10 protein-coding genes are annotated in these 16,900 nt (G+C 69.0%); 7 read left to right on the forward strand and 3 right to left on the reverse strand.

The genetic code is table 11. From position 1 onward, the window contains the following. The first annotated feature begins 340 nt into the window (after positions 1-340). From LV75_RS09720 to LV75_RS09730, 3 genes are all read left to right on the forward strand, one after another. Positions 341-3,844 (forward strand): M20/M25/M40 family metallo-hydrolase, encoded by a 3,504-nt coding sequence (locus tag LV75_RS09720; protein ID WP_253886485.1) that lies wholly within the window; start codon positions 341-343, stop codon positions 3,842-3,844. Positions 3,845-4,961: 1,117 nt separating this feature from the next. Next, complete coding sequence (locus LV75_RS09725; protein ID WP_253886486.1) at positions 4,962-7,619, forward strand: NACHT domain-containing protein; 2,658 nt, start codon at positions 4,962-4,964, stop codon at positions 7,617-7,619. A 182-nt stretch (positions 7,620-7,801) separates the two neighbouring features. Further along, positions 7,802-9,331, forward strand: coding sequence for an alpha/beta fold hydrolase (locus LV75_RS09730; RefSeq protein WP_253886487.1), 1,530 nt, complete (start codon positions 7,802-7,804; stop codon positions 9,329-9,331). A gap of 41 nt (positions 9,332-9,372) precedes the next feature. Here the strand turns inward: LV75_RS09730 and LV75_RS09735 are convergent, their stop codons facing one another. Continuing rightward, a complete protein-coding gene (locus tag LV75_RS09735) occupies positions 9,373-10,110 on the reverse strand; it encodes a ZIP family metal transporter (RefSeq protein ID WP_253886488.1) in 738 nt (245 codons plus the stop codon). 77 nt (positions 10,111-10,187) lie between these two features. On the opposite strand from LV75_RS09735, the gene LV75_RS09740 reads away from it, so the two are divergent. Continuing rightward, positions 10,188-10,625 (forward strand): hypothetical protein, encoded by a 438-nt coding sequence (locus LV75_RS09740; protein WP_253886489.1) that lies wholly within the window; start codon positions 10,188-10,190, stop codon positions 10,623-10,625. On the opposite strand, the gene LV75_RS09745 is transcribed toward LV75_RS09740, so the two are convergent. Further along, the gene (locus LV75_RS09745; protein ID WP_253886490.1) at positions 10,580-11,605 is read right to left on the reverse strand and encodes a DNA cytosine methyltransferase; all 1,026 of its coding nucleotides are present in this window, start codon (positions 11,603-11,605) and stop codon (positions 10,580-10,582) included. The genes LV75_RS09740 and LV75_RS09745 overlap by 46 nt on opposite strands. Before the next feature lie 472 nt (positions 11,606-12,077). Between LV75_RS09745 and LV75_RS09750 the strand changes: the two genes are divergently transcribed. Beyond that, positions 12,078-14,234, forward strand: coding sequence for a M4 family metallopeptidase (locus tag LV75_RS09750; RefSeq protein WP_253886491.1), 2,157 nt, complete (start codon positions 12,078-12,080; stop codon positions 14,232-14,234). Between the two features lie 97 nt (positions 14,235-14,331). On the opposite strand, the gene LV75_RS09755 is transcribed toward LV75_RS09750, so the two are convergent. Continuing rightward, positions 14,332-15,849 (reverse strand): M1 family metallopeptidase, encoded by a 1,518-nt coding sequence (locus LV75_RS09755; protein WP_253886492.1) that lies wholly within the window; start codon positions 15,847-15,849, stop codon positions 14,332-14,334. 215 nt (positions 15,850-16,064) lie between these two features. On the opposite strand from LV75_RS09755, the gene LV75_RS09760 reads away from it, so the two are divergent. Next, positions 16,065-16,451 carry a helix-turn-helix transcriptional regulator gene (locus LV75_RS09760; RefSeq protein WP_253886886.1) on the forward strand — a complete coding sequence of 129 codons (387 nt, stop codon included), beginning with the start codon at positions 16,065-16,067 and terminating at the stop codon, positions 16,449-16,451. 10 nt (positions 16,452-16,461) lie between these two features. Continuing rightward, complete coding sequence (locus LV75_RS09765; RefSeq protein WP_253886493.1) at positions 16,462-16,878, forward strand: VOC family protein; 417 nt, start codon at positions 16,462-16,464, stop codon at positions 16,876-16,878. Positions 16,879-16,900 lie beyond the last annotated feature (22 nt).

Genomic DNA, 16,900 nt, shown 5'->3' on the forward strand with positions numbered 1-16,900 from the left:
CTGTGAATGGGATTATTTGACCCATCTCATGGTGTGGTCCGGTGAGCTGGGAGGCGCCCGGTGTTGGCCGGATCGCGGCCCCCGGCACGCCGTCCCACTCTGTGAAACCGCAGGTGGGGCCGTTGAGCGCGGTGAGCTGGTGCCGAGTTGTGCGCGCGGCGAACAACTTGCCAGAAGTTGACAGTTCATTTCGTGACTTTGGTTTGCCTTGACTGTTGCTTGACCAGATCTGATGCTTCACCGCGCTCGGTGCTGTCCTATTCCTCCCCTGCTGCGGTGTTCTGCCCACGAGGCGGGAGCCGGTCGTGCCGTGCGCAACCCTGCACAAAGGAGCATTCCGATGAAGCGCAGAACGATGGCGGCTGGTGTCGCCCTCGCCGTGCTCGCCGGGACGGCGGTCGCGGTGACCGTCAGTCCGGTGTTCGCCAGTCAGGACCAGCAAGCCCAAGGCCAGGACCGCCAGGCGCTGGCGATCTCCGCGGCTGACCGGGCTGCCAACAGCGGTCTGGACGCGCTGGCGAAGGGCCCGGACGAGGCCTACTCCCGCGACCTGGTCAACCCGTTCTTCAACGACCTCTACTCAGTCAGCTACCAGCGCAGCTACCGCGGCCTGCCGGTCGTCGGCGGCGACGCCACCGTCCTGGCCGACGGCCAGGGTCGTGTGCAGGCCGTCATGGCCGCGACCAAGGCGAAGGTGGCCGTCCCGTCCACCACCGCCCGCGTGACCAAGGCCGCCGCCGAGCAGACCTCCCGCGGTCTGCAGGGCAAGACCACCAAGGTCGAGTCGAGCCGCCTGGTCGTCAAGGTCACCAACGACGCCCCCGCGCTCGCCTGGGAACACCTGGTCGTCGGCAACACCAAGGAGGGTGGCCCGAGCCACCTGACCGTCTGGGTCGACGCCAACAGCGGCGCGGTCCTGGACAAGGTCGAGGACGCCGCCCACGGCACGCTCAACAGCGAGTGGAACGGCAACGTCAACATCGACACCACCAACTCCGGTGGCACCTACCGCATGGTCGACCCGAACCGCCCGGGTCTGCAGTGCGCGGACTACAGCAACAACACCGTCTTCTCGAAGTCGTCGGACTCCTGGGGCACCGGCAACGCCACCTCGAAGGAGACCGGCTGCGGCGACCTGCTCTACGGCGCCCAGCAGGAGTGGAACATGCTCCGCGACTGGCTGGGCCGCAACGGCCACAACGGCTCCGGCCGCAGCTGGCCCGCGAAGGTCGGCTTGAACGAGCAGAACGCCTACTGGGACGGCTCGACCGTCACCATCGGCCGCAACGGCTCGAACAAGTGGATCGCCGGTATGGACGTCGTCGGCCACGAGTACGGCCACGGCCTGGACCAGAACACCCCCGGTGGTACCTCCTCGGAGGCCGGGCTCGGTGAGGCGACCGGTGACATCTTCGGCGCCCTGACCGAGGCCTACGCCAACAACCCGAAGGACCCCGCGGACTACCTCGTCGGCGAGACGATCAACCTCGTCGGCAACGGCCCGATCCGCAACATGTACCAGCCGTCGCTGGTCAACAACGACCCGAACTGCTACAGCTCCTCGATCCCCAACACCGAGGTGCACAAGGCGGCTGGCCCGCTCAACCACTGGTTCTACCTGCTGGCTGAGGGCACCAACCCGGGCGGCGGCAAGCCGAACAGCCCGACCTGCAACAACACCACGCTGACCGGTGTCGGCATCCAGACCGCGGGCAAGATCTTCTACGGCGGCATGCTGCTGAAGACCTCGGGCATGACCCACCGCAAGTACCGGATCGCCACCCTCACCTCGGCGAAGAACCTGGACGCGACCTGCGGTCTGTACAACAAGACCAAGGCCGCCTGGGACGCCATCACGCTGCCCGCGCAGACCGGTGAGCCGACCTGCACCCCGTCCGGCGGCAACGAGTTCAGCCTGTCGCTGAACCCGTCCTCGGGCTCCATCCAGAAGGGCAACTCGGGCACCTTCTCCGTCGCGACCCAGACCACCTCGGGTTCGGCGCAGAACGTGAACCTGTCCGCCTCGGGCCAGCCCTCGGGCGTGACCGTGTCGTTCTCGCCGACCTCGGTGCAGACCGGCGCCTCCTCCACCGCGACCGTCGCTGTCGGTTCCTCGGTGGCCAACGGCACCTACACGATCACCGTGACCGCGGCTGGCGCCACCAGCCACACCGCGACCTACAGCCTGACCGTGACCGGTACCGGCCCGGACCCGAACCCGACCGCGCCGGACATCGACGTGGCCGCTGTTCAGGCCCACATCTCGCAGTTCGGCACCATCGCGTCGCAGAACGGTGGCAACCGCCGCGCCGGTAGCGCGGGTTACACCGCCTCCGTCGCGTACATCAAGGGCAAGCTGCAGGCCGCGGGCTACACCGTGGTCGAGCAGACCTGCTCCTCCGGCTGCACCTACCGCTCGAACAACCTGATCGCGGACTGGCCCGGTGGCGACACCGCCCAGACCTACATGTTCGGTGCCCACCTCGACGGTGTGGCCGCTGGCCCCGGCATCAACGACAACGCCTCGGGCTCGGCGACCCTGCTCGAGGTCGCGCTCCAGCTCGCCGCCAAGAACCCGACCATGGCCAAGCACGTGCGCTTCGGTTGGTGGACTGACGAGGAGCAGGGCCTCAACGGCTCGAAGTTCTACGTGAACCAGCTGACCTCGGCCCAGCGGTCGCAGATCAAGGGTTACTACAACTTCGACATGGTGGCCTCGGTCAACGGCGGCTACTTCATCAACAACATCAACACCGCTGTCGCCACCCCGCTGAAGGAGTACTGGACCTCGCTGAACCTGGCTCCCGAGGAGAACGTCGAGGGCGCTGGCCGCTCCGACGACTACTCGTTCCAGAACGCGGGCATCCCGTCCTCCGGTTACGCGAGTGGTGCCTCGGCCCGCAAGACCTCGGCCCAGGCGCAGAAGTGGGGCGGTACCGCGAACGGTGCCTACGACCCCTGCTACCACAGCTCCTGCGACACGGTGAACAACATCAGCGCCACCCACCTCAACCGGTCCGCCGACGGTGTCGCCTACGCGATCTGGAAGCAGGCCGTCAGCACCACGCCGACGCCGACCAACGACTTCTCCGTGTCGTTGAACCCGACCTCGGCCTCCGTGCAGCCGGGTGGCTCGACCACCACCACCGTGGCGACCCAGACCACCTCTGGTTCGGCGCAGAACGTCACCCTGTCGGCCGCGGGCGCCCCCACCGGCGTCACCGTGTCCTTCAGCCCGAGCTCGGTGCAGACCGGTTCGTCGTCCACCGCGACCATCAACGTCGGTTCCTCGGTGGCCAACGGCACCTACCCGATCACCATCTCCGGTGTCGGTAGCGCCACCCGCTCTGCGACGTTCACCCTGACCGTCGGCGGCGGCAACCCGGGCACCTGCACCGGTTCGAACGTCATCGTCAACGGTGGCTTCGAGTCCGGCACCACCCCGTGGACCACCACCTCGGGCGTGCGCGACAGCTCGGCGCAGGAAGCGGCCCGCACCGGTTCCTGGAAGGCGTGGCTGAACGGCTGGGGCTCCACCCGGACCGACAGCGCGGCGCAGACCGTCACCATCCCGGCGGGTTGCACCAACTCCACGCTGACCTACTGGCTGAAGATCACCACCGCGGAGACCGAGAACGTGGTCTACGACCGCTTGACCGTGACCGCGAACAGCACCACGATCGCCAGCTACTCGAACACCAACGCCGGTGGTGGCTACATCCAGCGCACCATCAACGTCGGCCAGTTCGCGGGCCAGTCGGTCACCATCAAGTTCAACGGCGTCGAGGACGCGTCCCTCCAGACGAGCTTCCTCATCGACGACGTGGCACTGCAGACCAGCTGACCGGGCAGGACAACTGAGCAGGTAGTGCCTTAGAAGCGGGGTGGGACCTCTTGGTCCCACCCCGCTTCGCCCTGTTCGGGTTCACCCGTTCCAGGGACAGAAGTTATCCACATGTGGATCTTCGGGTGGGGTTTCCCAAGATCCACTGTCGGTGGGGCCTAGTAGACTGGCCCTGGGGCCGCCCCCCGGTGAGGGTGGGGGCTGCGCCCCCGACCCGCGCGTGCGGGGAGCGTTGTGGGGGCGGGCTTAGGCTGCCGCGAGCTGTGGCTGCGGGCAGGACTGGTGCGTGCGGTGGCGCCGCCGTTTCAGCCGCCGCAGATCCTGTGCCGCCGCGCTGGTTGCGCGCAGGGGAGCCGCTACTTCAGCCGCCGCCGCGGATCTGGCGCCTACTTGATCACCCGGGAACGACTTCGGCTCGCACGCTTGATCACGGGCCGTCCCGTGTCGACATCCCCAGGTCAGCGCCACCATGCCGCCCCGACGTTCACCCGTTCCAGCGACAGAAGTTATCCACATGTGGATCTTCGCGCCCGCGCTTTCAAGATCCACTGTCGGTGGGGCCCGGTAGACTGGCACCGGGGCCGCCCCCCGGAGAGGGTGGGGGCTGCGCCCCGGACCCGCGTGCGGGGGGAAGCGTTGCGGGGGCGGGGTTAGGCTGCCGCGAGCTGTGGCGGCGGGCAGGGTTGCCTGGCTGGTGTGTGCGGTGGCGCAGCAACTTCGGCCGCTGTCAGGCCAGTCGCTCGCCGCGGATTCGCTGCCACTGCGGATCCGGCGCCAATTTGATCACCCGCGAATGACTTCGGCTCGCGCGCCTGGCCACGGGCCGCCCTGTTTGGACATCCCCAGGTCAACGCCACCACGCCGCCCAGATATTCACCCGTTTCAGCGACAGAAGTTATCCACATGTAGATCTTCGCGCCCCCGCTTTCAAGATCCACTGTCGGTGGGGCCTAGTAGACTGGCCCTGGGGCCGCCCCCCGGAGAGGGTGGGGGCTGCGCCCCCGACCCGCGTGCGTGGGGAGCGGGGTGGGGTGGGTCTTAGGGCTGTCGCGGGGCTTCGGGTGGGTGGGGGCACGAGCGGGTAGCGGTCGGGGCGTTGATCGCGATCACAGCGGTGATGAGCATCGACAACCTGGCTCGCCTGACCTCGTCGCCGTGGGGTTGGGTGGTTGCGGCTGTCGCGTTGTTGCTGGTGTGGGAGACGGCCAAGAAGTGGGTGCCGGAGTTGGTCGCCCGGCTGCTCGGGTGGTTGGCGACGCGGCTGGCCGGGACGCGGGTGGTGCGGGCTCGGGCGTTGCGGGAGTACCGGGAACGGGTGGCGCTGCGGTACGCGAGCCTGCCGGTGCTGTTCATGCCGGACGAGGGGCTCGATGCCGCCAAGGTGTACGTGCCGCTGCGCACTTCGGAGCAGACCGACGCGGGTGCCGACGCCTATGAGCGGCTCAAGTCGGCCCGGCGCGCCGTTGTGCTGGGGCGTCCGGGCGCCGGGAAGACCATGCTGCTGCGCCACTCGATGCTGACCTGGGCGCGGGACACGACCTGGCGGCGTGGTCAGAAGGTCCCGGTCCTGTTGGAACTGCACCGGTTCGCCGACACCCCCGAGCAGCAGATCATCGCCCAGTTCAGCGAGGACGGGTTCGCCAGGCCGGAGCGCTTCGTCGCCCGCGCCCTGCGCGACGGCAGCCTCAGCGTGCTGTTCGACGGCTTGGACGAGGTGGCCTCGGCGGAGCGGGCCCGCGTCGCCGGGCACTTGCGGGCCTTCGCCGCGCGCTACCCCGAGTGCCAGGTCGTGGTGACCTGCCGGACCGCGATCTACGACCAGGACCTCGCCCCCGAGATCACCGCGCGCTTCCACATCGCCGATTTCGACGACCGGGCGATCCGCCGGTTCCTCACCCAGTGGCCGGGCATCCCCGACGCCCTCGACGCCGAGCGGCTGATGGCGGCCCTGCGCGACGCGCCGCGGATCATGCAGTTGGCGCAGAACCCGTTGCTGCTCACCATGATCGCCTACCTCTACGGCGGCAAGGACGAGACCCGCATCGTGCTGCCGCACTCCCGCGCCGAGTTCTACGGCGAGGTGACCGACATCCTGCTGCGCAGGCTCAAGGACAGTCGCAACCAGTTCAAGGGGCCGCAGAAGAAGGCGCTGCTCAAGCACCTCGCGCTGGCCGCCCAAGCCGTCCCGGCCAACGCCGTCGACCGGCGGACCCTGCGCTACGAGGACGTGCTAGCCGAGATCACCCGGGTCAGCCCGACCATCGGCGTCAAGGAGTCCGACGCCAACCAGGTCCTGGAGGAGATCGTCGACCGCAGCGGACTCCTTCTGCGCCTCGACGGTGGCAGCGCCTATATGTTCGCCCACCTCAGCCTGCAGGAATACCTGGCGGCGGTGGCGTACGAGCAGAACCCGACCGCGCTGCTGGACGCCTACCGCGCCAACCCGGCCGACTGGCGGGAGGTGGTGAAGCTGTGGTGCGGGGCGGTCAGCGCGAACGCCGGTCCGCTTATCGCCGAGATCTTCGAGGACGACCAGGTACTGGCGTTCGAATGCCTCGCGGACGCGCAGGTGGTCAACGACGAGGTCGCCACGATGGTCACCGCGCACTTCACCGCGCTGTTCGTGGCCAACTCCGATCTGGACGCGGCGACCATGGCGGCGTTCGGGCTGGTCGCCGCCGTCCCCAACGACCGGGGCAGGCGGGTCTTCCAGTTCCTCGAGGGGCGATCGGGTCCGTCCGCCTGCCGGGCCTTGGCGGCGACGAAACTCCCGCGCGCAGCGAAGATCCTGGTCAACCGGCTCCCCGATGCCGATGCCAGGGCAGCGCTGGTGTCCATGGGTGACCTCGCCGTGCCGCTGCTGGGCGCCGAGGCGGAGGTCGACCTGCTCGCCGAGATCGGTACCCCGGCAGCCGCGCTCGTGCTCGCCCCCATGCTCTGGCGGCCTCAGGCGCATCGCGTGGCTTGGCACTTCATGTGGTTGCTCCGGATTCCGGAGATCGAGGCCGCGCTCGCTGACGCTGAATTACCCGCGGACGCGGACACGCCGGACATGGCGTGGGTGTGGGCGCCGTTCCAGGACCGCTCGCCCCGGACCGCGGGCGTCGTCGCCGCTCGCGTAGCGCTCCTGTGCGGGGGCGCCACTGATCTGGACATCGATGTGGTCGACCCCCGCCTCGCGATCCCGTTGCTCACCCTCGCGGACGGCCTCGTGCGCCCGGTCATGCTGCTCGGTCTGGTCAGCCGTGCGATCAGGGTCAGCGAACATCCGGAGCCATCCGGCTGGTACGCCGCGCTCCGGTCGTACTGGCACGTCGAGTCCGCGCCCGACCGCGACACGCTCGCGGCCGTGGAGGAGATCGCGCTCAACGCCGTCGACGGGCACCGCGGTGCCGCGCTCTACCAACGGATCCCGTCCCGGCTGCGCCTCCTCCTGCTCGCAGCCGCGGCGAACGATCTCCGCTTCACGCGCCAGGACTGGCGGGAGTTCCCCGCGGCGACCGCCGCCGCGGCCGCGGAAAGCGGACCGCGGTTGCCGATAGCGTTGGTCGTGCCCGCCTGGACGGGCTTGGTCGCGATCGTCGTGCTGTCCACGCTCGGTCTCGCCCCGGGGTGGGCGCTGGGTGCCGCTGCGGCCGTCATCGGCCTCTGGTTCCTGTCCACCACTTTCCGCAGGGAAGCCCGCACGGGTCGGTTCAGCCGCAATCCGTATGTGGTGATCATGGCTGCGACCGAGGTGCACGACCTGGGCCGCACGTCGGTCATCGCGCGCTAGCCGACATACCTGGGCCGGATGGCGTCGGGGGTGCCTTAAGGCCCGGGACCGGTGGGTGTCATTCCACGGTGTGATCACGGTGTCCTCCTCCAGCAGGTTGTGACGCGCACAACGGCTCTGGGAGCGTTCGCCTTGCCCGAGTGGGCGAATGAACACTGTGGACAGACACTGGGAGGGGACCTGTGCGGTCTTTGATCCGAACGGCAGGCGTCTTAGCCGCCGCCGTCGCGATGGTGGCAGGGGGTGCGTCGATCGCGGGCGCGCAAACCGCCGGGGCTGGGGGGCGGATCGACTGGGTGCCGTGCGCGGAGGTGGCCTCGGCCGACTGCGGCACGCTCCGGTTACCGATCAACTGGGCCAAACCGAAGGGGGAGAAGTTCGACCTGGCGGTGGCCAGGCGCAAGGCGACCGACCCGCGCAAGCGGATCGGGGTCCTCATCATCAACCCGGGTGGCCCCGGCGGGTCCGGGGTCGACTTCGCGCTGGGGGCCGAGCAGTTCTTCAGCCCGGACGTGTTGGCGCGCTTCGACATCATCGGGTTCGACCCGCGCGGGGTGGCGCGCAGCCAGCCGGTGAAGTGCTCGCTCGAGTTGGCGCTGAAGCAGCCCTCCCTCTACCCGACCAACCAGCGGGAGTTCGACGCGCTGGGGGCTTTCAACCGGGAGTTGGCCGCGGACTGCCGCAAGCACTCCGGGCCGATGGCCGACTACGCCGACACCAAGTCGGTCGTGCGCGACATCGACGCGCTGCGGGTGGCGCTGGGCGAGCGGAAGATCAACTACTTCGGCGTCTCCTACGGCACGCTCATCGGCCAGCAGTACGCCGAGGAGTTCGGCCGCAACCTGCGGGCCATGGTGATCGACTCGAACATGGACCACAGCGCGGGCACCGCCCGCTTCTCCGCGGTCAGCGCGGCGACCGCGGAGGACTCCTTCCGCGAGTTCGTCCGCTGGTGCGAGCGGACCACCAGTTGCGCCCTGCACGGCAAGGACGTCGCCAAGTGGTGGGACCAGCTGCTGCTCAAGGCCGACCGGGGCGAGATCGCCGACCCCGACGACCCGACCCGCAAGGTCACCGCGCAGGAGATCAGCCGGTTCACGTTCTCGTCCTTCTACGGGCCTGACTGGTCGCTGCTGGCCCAGGTGCTCGTCTCGCTCGACACCACCGTGCCCCAGCGGGCCGCCTACGGCACCGAGGAGCTCATCGAGAACCCGTTCAACAGCGTGTTCTGCAAGGACTGGGCGATCCGGGTGAAGGACTACCGGGAATACGCCGCGCTCACCGACCGGGCCAACCGGCTCGCGCCGCACATGCGCGGTTCCGCGCTCGGCCACGTCGCGACCGTGGGCTGCATCGGCATGCCCGCCGCGACCAACCCGCAGCACGACCTGAACATCACCAACGCGCCGAAGATCCTGATGCTCAACGCGCTGCACGACCCGGCGACCGGCTACGACTGGGCGGTCAACGCGCACCGGCAGAGCCGCGACACCACCGTGCTGGTGACCTACGAGGGCTGGGGCCACGGCGTGTACCCGCGCTCGGAGTGCACCATCGGGGTCTCCGACACCTACCTGTTCACGCTGCGCACCCCGCGCGACGGAACCCGCTGTGCCGCGGTCGAACCGCCTGTCGGCCCGTCGATCGCCGCGGCGCCGTCGCTGCCGCGCCCGGTCGGCCCGCAGCCTGGATTGCCGGGCTGGGTGAAGTAGCTCGATGACCTGACGGGCCGCCCTCGAGTTGGGGCGGCCCGTCAGGCGTGCGACAAGCCGAACGCGGTCAGGAACCCGATCACCGTGACCAGCCCGATCCACAGCCGGGTACCGGCGAACGCTTCCGGGATCATCGTGTCGGCGACCATGCACAGGATCGCGCCGCCCGCCAGCGCCGTGATCGCGGCGAGGACCGCGGGGGACAGGCCACCGGCGACGGCGTACCCGAAGACGGCCGACAGCGCGCTGATCACCGCGATCCCGCTCCACAGAACGAAAACGTACTTCCGGGTGCGTCCCGCGGCCCGCATGCCCGCCGCGCTGGAGAGTCCTTCTGGGACGTTCGAGATGAACACCGCGGCCACCGTCACCGCGCTCACCCCGCCCCCGCCGACCAGGCTCGTACCGATGACGATCGACTCCGGGATCCCGTCCAGCAACGCCCCCAGCGCGATCGCCGTCCCCGAACCAGCCTGCTCCGCCTCCGAGGTCTGCCCGCCCGAACGCTTCCGGTGCTGCGCACCACGCCTGGCCAGCAGGACGTTCGCTCCTGTGTAGACACTCGCCCCGATGAGCGCGCCCACCGCGGTCGGCACGATCCCACCCCGCTCGTGCGCCTCGGCGATCAACTCGAACGACACCGCCGAGATCAGCACCCCGCTGCCGAACGCCATCACCCCAGCCACCACCCCCGCGGCGACCCGCACCAGGTACCCCAGCAGCGCCCCGACCACCAGCGCCGACCCGGCCACCAAACCCCAGAACCCGGCTTCCAGCATCCGCCCACCTCCGCCGACCATCCTCGTTCATCCCGCCTGAACCGGCTGGTGGCCATCCCGCGGATACGATCGGTGGCATGGGGGAGCAGGAGTTGGCCGACCGGGAAACCTTCTGGCGCTGGGCCGAGGTCGTCATCGCGGCGTCGTTCCCGCTCGCCGTGGTGGCCCTCGCGGGCATCGTGCTCGACATCCGACTGCCTGCGGCACTGGACAACCTGACCCTGCTGGCCGGGGTCGTCTTCGGCCTGAGCCTCAACGCCTACCTGGTGGGCGAGGGTGTCACCGCTGTGCGCCGCCCGGGCCGGGGAGCCGCGGGCACCGCCGCACCCGCCGTCGGCCTGGGCCTGGTGGTGGCGTTCTACCTGTTCTGCCTGGTCAGCCTGATCGGGCTGTGCTTCGACACCGAGCCCGGTGTGGTGCTGCTGGCCAGGTCCGTCATCGGTGTCGCGCTCGGGCTGGGTCTGCCGGTCTACGCCGTGTTGCGGTTCGTCGGCGGCCGCGGCGTCACGAACTGATCCAGCGCGGCCTCGTCCACCGGGATCCCCAAGGCGGCACCGAGGACGTGGGCGGCCAGGCGGGGTGGGATTGCGTTGCCTATTTGTTGGGGGATGTCGCCGCCGGACCAGGGGTAGTTGGGGGGGAAGGTTTGTAGGCGGCCGGCTTCTGCGGGGGTGAAGCGGGGGAGTTCTGTGCCGTCTGGGGTTGTTAGGCGGTTGCGGGAGATTTTGCCGGTTACGGTTGCGGCGGGTTCGGCTGAGGTGCGCCGGCCGCGGGCTTTGGGGTCGCCGCCGGTGCCGTAGTTGGAGATGACTACGAAGGGGCCCGGTCGGTCGAGGGCCTCGCCCATTGACCGCCATGCGCCCGGTTCGGCGGCGGCGCCTTTGCGGTAACGCTGGTGCGTTGGCCGCGGCAAGGACGGTTGCCGGTCGAGGCGGGCGATCAAGATGGCCCGGCGCCGGGTTTGGGGCACACCGAACTCCTCGGTGTGCAGGATCCCGTGGTCCGACCGGTAGCCGATCCCCGCGAGCGCCTCGGCCACCGCCGACCACACCGGCAGCACTGCCTGTACCTGTTCCAACACGATCGCCTCGTACGGGCGGCCCAACCGGTGCGCGGTCAGCGCCCACCGCAGCGGTTCCAGCACCAACGCCGTCCGCTCATCGTCGAGGCCGGAGAGCCCGGACAGCTCGTCGATCACATCTTCACCGGCCGCCATCCGCTTCACGAACCCCAGCACCCGCTCCAGCGCCCGCCGCCCCGCCCCGCCCCCGGCCACCGTGTACGTCTGGCACGGCGGCCCGCCCGCCAGCACCGTGGCCTCGGGGAAGTCGGCCGGCCCGTAGTCGCGGACGTCGCCAACCACGGTCGCCAGACCGGCCGCCGCCCTGGTCGCGCAGGCGTTGCGGTCCCACTCGATGCCCACCGCGGGCACCCCGAGCCACCGCGCGGCGACGTCGAGCCCCCCGGGCCCGGCGAACAGGTCGACCACCGTCATAGCGGCCGAGTCTAGATAACGCCTCGGTCAGCGCCCTTGAAGCCCGCCGGGGCGCCAACTAGCGTCTGCGCACTTCTAGCGGTGTGAGGCGATGTGAGGCGATGTGAGGAGGTGCGCTCATGGTGCTCGCACGGGTGACCACGGTGCTGCTCGTCGTGGTGGCGATGATGATCGGTGATGCCCGCGCGGCCGCGCAGTGGATCACCGGCTGGCCATTCTGAGGTTATTCTATGAATAAGTGGAAATCGGACTTCGACTACGGCCCGATTGTTAATAAATTGACCCAAAAGGGTAGATATGTCCGCTTTGACCTGCGCTTTCACACGTTCGCCGTGTGAAGATTTGAGCGTGTGAAGGTGCTGGTTCAGCTTCCGGCGCGGGGTTAGCGTTCGACGCCAATGTTCATCCCTGCGTTTTCCAGGTTTCCCTGCTGTGGATTTCCCGTCCACATGAGACCTGGGAAAGGAGCACCATGAAGCCGGCACATCGCCTGCTCGCCGTCGGCGGCGCGATCGCCGCGGGATTGGTCGTCGTCGGAACCGCCATCGCGGTCCCGAACACCCAGTCCCAGCCCGCGACCACCACCACCGCCGCCCAGGCGGAGGCCAACGCCACCAACGCCGTCGCGGCGCTGGTGGCCAACCCGCCAGCCGCGCTGCACGCCAGCGGCAAGGACAAGTTCGTGCAGAAGGCCGTCCGCTCAGCCGGTGGCCTCAACTACGTCGCCTACAACCGGACCTACAAGGAGCTCGAGGTGATCGGCGGTGACTTCGTGGTCGCCACCGACAACCAGGGCACCGTGAAGGCCACCTCCGTCGCCCAGGACAACACCCTCGGCGAGGTCGACGTCACCACCGCCAAGCTGTCGCAGGCGGGCGCGGACGCGATCGCGCTCAAGCAGGTCACCGGTGGCAAGTCCAACGGCGCGGGCCGCAAGGTCGTCGTCGCCGAGGGCAGCGGCCGCCTCGCCTACGAGAGCAACGTCATCGGCAAGGACGAGCACGGGCACCTCAGCGCGCTCAGCGTCTACGTCGACGCCCAGGACGGCCGCGTGCTGCGCACCGTCGAGCACCTCGCGGAGGGCACCGGCACCGGCTACTGGAACGGGCCGAACCTGCCGCTCAACACCACCAAGTCCGGCAGCACGTACTCGCTCAAGGACCCCAGCATCACCGGTCTCGACTGCCGCGACTACAGCTCCGGCTCGGTCTTCTCCGGCTCCGACGACTCGTGGGGCAACGGCACCGCGACCAACAAGGAGACCGGCTGCGCCGACGCGCTGTTCGTCGCCCAGACCGAGAACAAGATGCTCTCGCAGTGGGTCGGCCGCAACAGCTTCGACGGCCAGGGCGGCGCCTGGAAGATCAACGTCGGCCTGGACGAGCAGAACGCGTACTACTACTCCTCGCGCCCGGCGTACGTGAACCTCGGCCACAACCCGCAGGGCCAGTGGGTCGGCTCGCTCGACATCCTGGGCCACGAGATGGGCCACGGCATCGACGACCACTCCGGCTCCGGCGGCTTCTCCGGCGGTGGCACCCAGGAGTTCATCGGTGACACCTTCGGCACCGCGACCGAGTGGTTCGCCAACGAGCCCTCGGCCTACGACGAGCCCGACTACATCATGGGCGAGGACACCAACCTCGTCGGCTCCGGCCCGATCCGCTACATGTACAAGCCCTCCCTGCACGGCAGCGACCCCAACTGCTACTCCAGCAGCGTGCCCAACATGGAGGTGCACGCGGCCGCGGGCCCGGGCAACCACTGGTTCTACCTGCTCGCCGAGGGCTCGAACCCGAGCAACGGCCAGCCGGTCAGCCCGACCTGCAACAACACCACGCTGCAGGGCATCGGCATCCAGAAGGCCATCAAGATCATGCACGGCGCGGTCCAGCTGAAGACCTCGTCCAGCTCCTACCTGAAGTACCGCACCTGGACGCTGACCGCGGCCAAGAACCTGTACCAGGGCAGCTGCGCGGAGTTCAACGCCGTCAAGGCGGCCTGGGACGCGGTGAGCGTTCCGGCGCAGTCCGGTGACCCGACCTGCACCGGTGGCACCACGCCGCCGAGCAGCACGACCACCACGCCGCCGACCACGTCGTCGACCCCGCCGACCACGAGCACTCCGCCCACCACGAGCACCCCGCCGACCACCACGACCCAGCCCCCCGGCGGCTGCTCCGGCCAGAAGATCCTGAACCCGGGCTTCGAGTCGGGCAAGACCAACTGGACCGACCCGAACACCACCATCGGCAACTGGACCAGCTACCGCGAGCCCGCTCGCAGCGGCACCCAGTCGTCCTGGCTCGGTGGCTGGGGCTCGGCGCACACCGACACCGTCTCCCAGTCGGTCACCATCCCGACCGGGTGCCGGGCGACGCTGAGCTTCTACCTGCACGTCGACTCGGCCGAGACCGAGAACCTGGCCTACGACAAGCTCGTGGTCAGCCTCGGCTCCACCACCGTCGCCTCGTTCTCCAACACGAACAAGGCCGCGGGCTACGTGCAGAAGACCTACGACGTCTCGTCGCTGGCAGGGCAGACGGTGACGTTGAAGTTCGCGGGCAGCGAGGACAGCAACCTGCAGACCTCGTTCGTCCTCGACGACCTGGCACTGACCCTGGGATAGGCGACCCTCTACTAGGGACAGTTCCAGTAGGGCGAAGATGGGAACGGGCGGGCACCCGGGTAGTTACCGGGTGCCCGCCCTCTTCTCATTCAGTAGCTCACTTGTGCGAGTGCGCGTGGTTGTCCAGCGCCGCGCGGATCTCCTTGTACGACTTGGGTTCCGCGGTCGCCGCCAGGCGCTGGCCGGGAACGGTCGGGCCGTTGGGGCCGACGGTGGGCTTGCCGGCGGTGTAGAGCCAGATCTTCAGCAGGTGCCGCACCGGCCTGCCCGGGGCGATCCGCTCGGCCAGCGCGGTGAAGTCCTCGATCCGCCCGGTGCCGCCCTTGCGGGTGGCCTGCCAGGTCTTGAGGATCTCGAAGAACTTGTCGTCGCCGACCAGCGTGCGCAGCGCGTGCACGGTCGCCGCACCCCGGTCGTAGACGGCCGAGTCGAACTGCCGGTCCGCGCCGGGGTCACCGGGCAGGACCTGCCAGAACGGGTCCGCGGCAGGCTTGGAGTCGTAGACGTACTGCGCCAACTCGGCCGCGGTGCCCTCGCCGACGTGCTCGGACCACAGGTACTGCGCGTAGGTCGCGAAGCCCTCGTTGAGCCAGATGTCGCTCCACCGGCCGACCGCGACGCTGTCGCCGAACCACTGGTGGGCGTTCTCGTGCGCGACCAGCGAGGCGTTCGAGCCGCCGATGAACCCGCGCGCCCCGTAGACCGGCCGGGTCTGGTTCTCCAGCGCGAAGCCGATCGCGGTGGTCACCACCCCGCCCTGGGCCTCGAACGGGTAGGGCCCGAACTGGGTGGCCAGGAACTCGTTGATCTCCGGGGTGCGCTCGATGCTGGCCTTCGCCGCGCCGAGCGAGTCGCCGAGGTCGGCGCCGTAAGCGGTGATGAACGGCTTGCCCTCGGGCGTGGTCTGCCGGTTGACCTCGTACTTGCCGATCTCCAGCGAGGTCAGGTAGGTCGCCTGCGGCTGGGTGCTGCGCCACCACCAGCGGGTCCAGCCGGTGCGGTTCTTGGTGGTGCGCACCAGGTTGCCGTTGGACAGCGCGACGACGGTGTCGGGCACCTCGACCGAGACGTCGAAGGTCGCCTTGTCGGTGGGGTGGTCGTTGGACGGGTACCACCACGACGAGATCTCCGGCTCGTTCACCGCGAGCGCGCCGTCGGCGGTCTTCACCCATGAGGTGAAGCCGTTGATCTTCACGGTGGACGGCCGGTCGTTGTAGGCGACCACCACGGTGATCGGCGCGCCCTTGGCCAGCGGCCGCGCCGGGGTCACCACGAGCTCGCCGTCACCGGCCGCGTTGGCCGAGAACGTGGCCGCGACGTTGTTCACCAGCACCGACGAGACGCGCAACCCGAAATCGAGGTTGAATCGGGACAATTCCTGCGTCGTGGTCGCGGTGATGGTCGTCGTGCCGGAGAGGACATCCGTCGTGGGCTGGTAGGTCAGTCGGATGTCGTAGTGGGCGACGTCATATCCGCCGTTTCCGGCATTCGGGTAGTAGGGGTCGCCCGCACTGGGCGCTCCTGGCGCTGGTGCGGCGGCCGCGATGCTGGTCAGCAAGGTCGCGGCGACGCAGGCGAGTACCGCTGGAGTTGTCGCGCGAACGGTTTTGCGCATCTGTTCCCTCCCTCGTGGGCGCCGCCGAAGGTATAGGGAGATTCACCCTCCGACATACAGCCGAAAGAGGGCTCCTAGTAACTGGGAATCATTTATTTCACCACTTCAACTGATAAGGACGTTCGACGTGGTCCATTCCGCCCAATCGCCGCGTGTGCGATGCTGTGCGGGTGGCGACGGAAGACCTGGTCCTGTTGCGGCGGGCCCGCGACCGGATGGACCGCGACTACGCGCAGCCGCTGGACGTGGCCGCGCTGGCCAAGGGCGCGCACATGTCGGTCGGGCACTTCTCCCGCGCGTTCCGCGCCGCTTACGGTGAGTCGCCGCACAGCTACCTGATGACCCGGCGGGTCGAGCGGGCCAAGGCGCTGCTGCGCCGGGGCGACATGAGCGTCACCGAGGTGTGCTTCGCGGTCGGCTGTTCCTCGCTCGGCTCGTTCAGCACCCGGTTCACCGAACTGGTCGGCGAGCCACCGAGCGCCTATAGGGCCAGGACACACGACGAGGTCGTCGGCATCCCCGCCTGCTACGCCAAGCTCTACACCCGCCCGGTCCGGCGACCGGTCACGAATGGAGAAGCGTCGCGCGCGGACGGCTCGTAGCCTCGTCCACATGGCACTGACGGTCTCGCACACATTCATCGCTGTTCACGACCACGACGCCGCGCTCGCGTTCTACCGCGACGCCCTGGGCCTCGAGGTCAGCAAGGACGTCTCCTACGAGGGGATGCGCTGGGTCTCGCTGCGCCCCCAGGCCCAGCCCGAGCTGGAGATCGTCCTGGAACCCCCGGCCGCGGACCCCAACACCTCCGAGGCCGACCGGGCCGCGCTCACCGAGCTGCTCACCAAGGGCCTGCTGCGCGGTGTCCTGTTCGCCACCGACGACTGCGACGCCACCTTCGAGCGGATCGCCGCCACCGGGGCCGAGGTCGTGCAGGAGCCGCTCGACCAGCACTACGGGGTCCGCGACTGCGCGTTCCGCGACCCATCTGGCAACCTGATCAGGTTCACCCAGACCAAGCAGGCGTAACACCCGGTATCCAGGGCACGAC

This window comes from Actinokineospora diospyrosa (assembly GCF_024171925.1).
In the GTDB taxonomy this organism is placed as follows: Bacteria; Actinomycetota; Actinomycetes; order Mycobacteriales; family Pseudonocardiaceae; genus Actinokineospora; species Actinokineospora diospyrosa.